Source organism: Pantoea sp. Morm, from assembly GCF_016643525.1.
GTDB lineage: Bacteria > Pseudomonadota > Gammaproteobacteria > Enterobacterales > Enterobacteriaceae > Pantoea > Pantoea dispersa.
Genome location: NZ_VOQX01000258.1, coordinates 1 through 1,136, shown reverse-complemented (window position 1 = coordinate 1,136; position 1,136 = coordinate 1). Strand labels below are relative to the sequence as shown.

The 1,136-nt window shown below is 47.8% G+C and carries 1 pseudogene; it reads right to left on the bottom strand.

The features are described 5' to 3' along the window. Positions 1 to 9: 9 nt before the first annotated feature. Positions 10 to 1,136: pseudogene (locus FT726_RS27385) on the bottom strand (IS30 family transposase); the annotation flags it as partial.

Genomic DNA, 1,136 nt, shown 5'->3' with positions numbered 1-1,136 from the left:
GCTGTGAGTTCAACTGATGGACGCAACACACTTATTGAACCGTTCTGCGGGTGATTCATATTCTAGCGTTTTTCTCGGTCTTTCGTTGAGCTGTCTGGCAACGCTGTTTAGTCTCTGCTGACTGTGAACCGATAAGTCAGTTCCCTTTGGAAAATATTGTCTTAGCAACCTGTTCGTATTTTCATTTGAGCCACGTTGCCAGGGAGATTGAGGATCACAGAAGTAAATCTGGATGTCTGTTGCTACAGTAAACCGGGTGTGGCTGGTCATTTCAGCTCCCCGATCCCAGGTTAATGTTTTATATAGCTCAACAGGTAATTCCCGGGCTTGTCTGATGAGTGCAAATATAACCGTTATGGTCTTGTTGTCCCTGATTTTGGCTAACATAACAAAGCGGGAATGGCGTTCTACGAGGGTGACGATATAGGAGTTTTTCGAGCCCTGGATCAGATCACCTTCCCAGTGACCAGGGATGGCTCTGTCTGAGGCTTCCGGTGGCCTTTCGCTGATAGGTATCGCATTCGGGATTTTCCCTAATCCTTTCCCTTTAAGTGATGACGTTCGGGATCTACGAACCGCTCTTCCGCTTCTGAGGCATTGCTGTAGCTCTTTTTTAAATGCCCCCCGGGTTTGTATAAAAAGCGTTTTATAAATCGTTTCGTGTGACACATGCATTTCCTGATTATCCGGATAACAGCGTTTCAGCCAACCGGCGATCTGTCCTGATGCATCTTCTTTGCGATGATCTTACACAATGTGGGGCTTTCAATTAGCTTGCAAGGTTTTGGTCTCAGAGCATTTTCCCACGCAGCAGTATCGGCTTTTGCTGCACGGTATTGCTTGGCACCTCCGTGCCTCCTGACCTCGCGGCTAATCGTTGAGGGTGCTCTTGATAAGTTGGCAGCAATGTCCCTGATACTGAGTTTTGCTACCAGCCCTCTGGAAATCTCCCCTCTTTCATCAAGCGTAAGCGCTAATCGATGCCGCTTTCGAACGGGAGGACGGTAGCCACCTGTCTGGTGGATTGTGGGCATGATGGAAGAATGAAATCTGTCGAACATTCTGGCGATATCATGCAGAGAATCACCTTGCTTATATCTGTCCCAGATAATCGCCTTCTGCTCTGGCGTGTAGTT